The sequence below is a fragment of the Ruegeria sp. AI3 genome (genome assembly GCF_056541245.1).
The window spans coordinates 1-1,019 of record NZ_JBQFYA010000057.1; the positions used below are offsets into that span (position 1 = coordinate 1).

At 55.1% G+C, this 1,019-nt stretch carries 1 protein-coding gene and 1 pseudogene; one reads left to right on the top strand and one right to left on the bottom strand.

Going from position 1 to position 1,019, the window contains the following annotated elements; genetic code table 11:
• Positions 1 to 388: RidA family protein (locus ACRZ95_RS22970; RefSeq protein ID WP_480555692.1), on the bottom strand; the 388-nt coding region annotated here is incomplete at its 3' end.
• Positions 389 to 711: 323 nt separating this feature from the next.
• On the opposite strand from ACRZ95_RS22970, the pseudogene ACRZ95_RS22975 reads away from it, so the two are divergent.
• Positions 712 to 1,019, top strand: a pseudogene (locus ACRZ95_RS22975) (MlaA family lipoprotein); the annotation flags it as partial.

Genomic DNA, 1,019 nt, shown 5'->3' on the forward strand with positions numbered 1-1,019 from the left:
CGGACCGGGAATGGCGGCCAGCGTCGCCCAGAGCTTCGACAAGAAAATCTGAGGCGCCATTGATCACTTGCGGTTGCGCGGTGAAATCCGATGTCGAATTTACGAAACCTGTCAGCTTGATCACGCGCACCAGTTTCTCGATGTCACCCCCGCAAGCTGCCTTGACCTGTGCCAGCAGATTGATCGCGCAGACTTTGGCCGCTGCGGCGCCAGCATCGACATCCATGTCGTCGCCCAACTTGCCGGTGATCAGATCGTCAGCCTTGGAAATCTGGCCCGAGACGTAAACGATGTTGCCCAAGCGCACAAAAGGCACATAGTTTGCCGCCGGTGCCGGGGCGTCTGGCAGCGTGACACCCAGGCTGTCCAGTTTTGCTGCGATGCTCATAGGAAGGTCCTCACCTAAATTGACTCGGGCGGACGCTAACCGGGCGGCGAGCTTTGGAAAAGGCGGAATCGCATATTTTCTAGACTGCCCGGATTGTGGGCAAAAGTCCTCTTATTCCGGGCCATGGGTACCGTGTCACTTTACCTCGACCCGGTGACGGGGTTAAACGCAAGCTGTTTCAATGTGGTTACGAAACGTCTATGTGACGGAAACTTGTGTCGCCACACATAGTCGAAGGCAGTATTGATTGAATGTTCGGACGCATCGCAACCGGACGACTTGGAGTAACAAAGACCGTGTTAAGCAGAGCCAACTTCAAATTCATGTTGCTTCTACCTCTGATGGCGGTGCTCAGCGCCTGTGCGACACAGCCCGCAGATCAGGCAGCCCGGGGCGAAATCTTTGACCCTTATGAGGGTGCCAACCGCTCGGTACAAATTCAATCTGGGCGTTGACCGGTTCTTGTTCCGTCCAGCCTCGAAAGGGTACGTCAAGATTGTGCCCGATCCGATGGTGACCAGCTTCAATCATTTTGCCGAAAACATCTCCCTTCCGGGTCAGGCCATTGATTATTTGCTGCAGGGCAACCCCAAACAAATGGGCAACGCGTTGCTGCGGTTTGTCGTCAATA